Source organism: Streptomyces sp. NPDC004658, assembly GCF_040609555.1.
In the GTDB taxonomy this organism is placed as follows: domain Bacteria; phylum Actinomycetota; class Actinomycetes; order Streptomycetales; family Streptomycetaceae; genus Streptomyces.
Map to the genome: position 1 here is coordinate 1 of NZ_JBEXKG010000445.1, position 1057 is coordinate 1057.

Annotated in this window: 2 protein-coding genes; one reads left to right on the forward strand and one right to left on the reverse strand. The window is 75.6% G+C overall.

The window, feature by feature from the left end; all coding sequences use genetic code 11:
• Nucleotides 1-265: LysR family transcriptional regulator (locus ABZV94_RS42035; RefSeq protein ID WP_356350450.1), on the reverse strand; the 265-nt coding region annotated here is incomplete at its 3' end.
• Nucleotides 266-327: 62 nt separating this feature from the next.
• Between ABZV94_RS42035 and ABZV94_RS42040 the strand changes: the two genes are divergently transcribed.
• Complete coding sequence (locus tag ABZV94_RS42040) at nucleotides 328-678, forward strand: DoxX family protein (RefSeq protein WP_356350452.1); 351 nt, start codon at nucleotides 328-330, stop codon at nucleotides 676-678.
• Nucleotides 679-1057: the final 379 nt, after the last annotated feature.

A 1057-nucleotide genomic window follows, 5' to 3' on the forward strand; every position in this document is an offset into this window, starting at 1 on the left:
GGTTGCGTTCCCGCGCGGCGCGCAGGGCGTCGTCCCAGGCCGCGAGGACGTCCGGGGCCCGGCGCGCGAGTTCCCGGCCGGCGTCCGTCAGCGCCATGCCGGTGCGCGAGCGCTCGAAGAGCCGTACCCCGAGCCGGCTCTCCAGCTGGCGGATCTGCTTGGTCAGCGCCGGCTGGGACACGTACACCCGCTCGGCGGCGCGGACGAGGCTGCCCTCCTCGGCGACGGCCAGGAAGGAGCGCAGCAGACGCGAGTCGACGTCCATTCCAGAAGGTTATGGACGCTGCTATTGGACGTCGCGGCGACCCTCCGGCGAGCGTGGACAGCATGAACCTCGCCCATCTCACCGTCACCTGTGCGACCGTCCTGGCCAACGCGGGCATCGCGGCGGCCGACCTCGCGAAGGCGCCGTTCGTCCTCGTCAACTCGGCCCGGGTCGGGGTGTCCCCACGCCGGCTGCCCGCACTCGCGCTGCTGAAGGCGGCGGGAGCGGCCGGCCTGCTGCTGGGGCTGCTGGGCGCACGCCCGCTGGGCATCGCCGCCGGCGTCGGCCTGGTGCTGTTCTACGTCGGCGCGGTGGCCGCCCATGTACGGGCCCGCGTGTTCCGCACGATCGTCTTCCCGGGCCTGTTCCTGGCACTGGCGGCCGGGACCCTCGCACTGACGGCGGCCCGGTGAACGGCCGGTCCCGGCGGAGTGTCCGATCCGGCTCGGTGCGGCATCGGCCGGGGCTCGGCGCGGCGGCGGTTGGGACCCGGCACGGCACCGGTCCGAGCCGGTCCAGCGCTGCTCGCCGTCCCACTCGGTCGTGCAGGCCGCCTCCCGACCTGCGCGCCGGGGCCGGCCGGCCCACGGTGTTCGGCCCTCTGTCCGGTATGCGCTCGCGCCCGTACACTGCGGATCCGCAGACATGCGGGCGGAGTTGACCGGGGGGAGCCATCATGTCCGGAGGTCCGTACGGTCCGGGTCAGTCGTTCGGCGGGCCACCGCTGCCACCCATGCCGCCGGGTCCGCCACCCGGGCCGCCCGGTCCGCCGCCCGCGCCCGCGGACGCCCG

Bases quoted from the DNA above. Each gene is read 5' to 3' on its own strand.
- ABZV94_RS42040 (WP_356350452.1), top strand. From the start codon at position 328: ATGAACCTCGCCCATCTCACCGTCACCTGTGCGACCGTCCTGGCCAAC.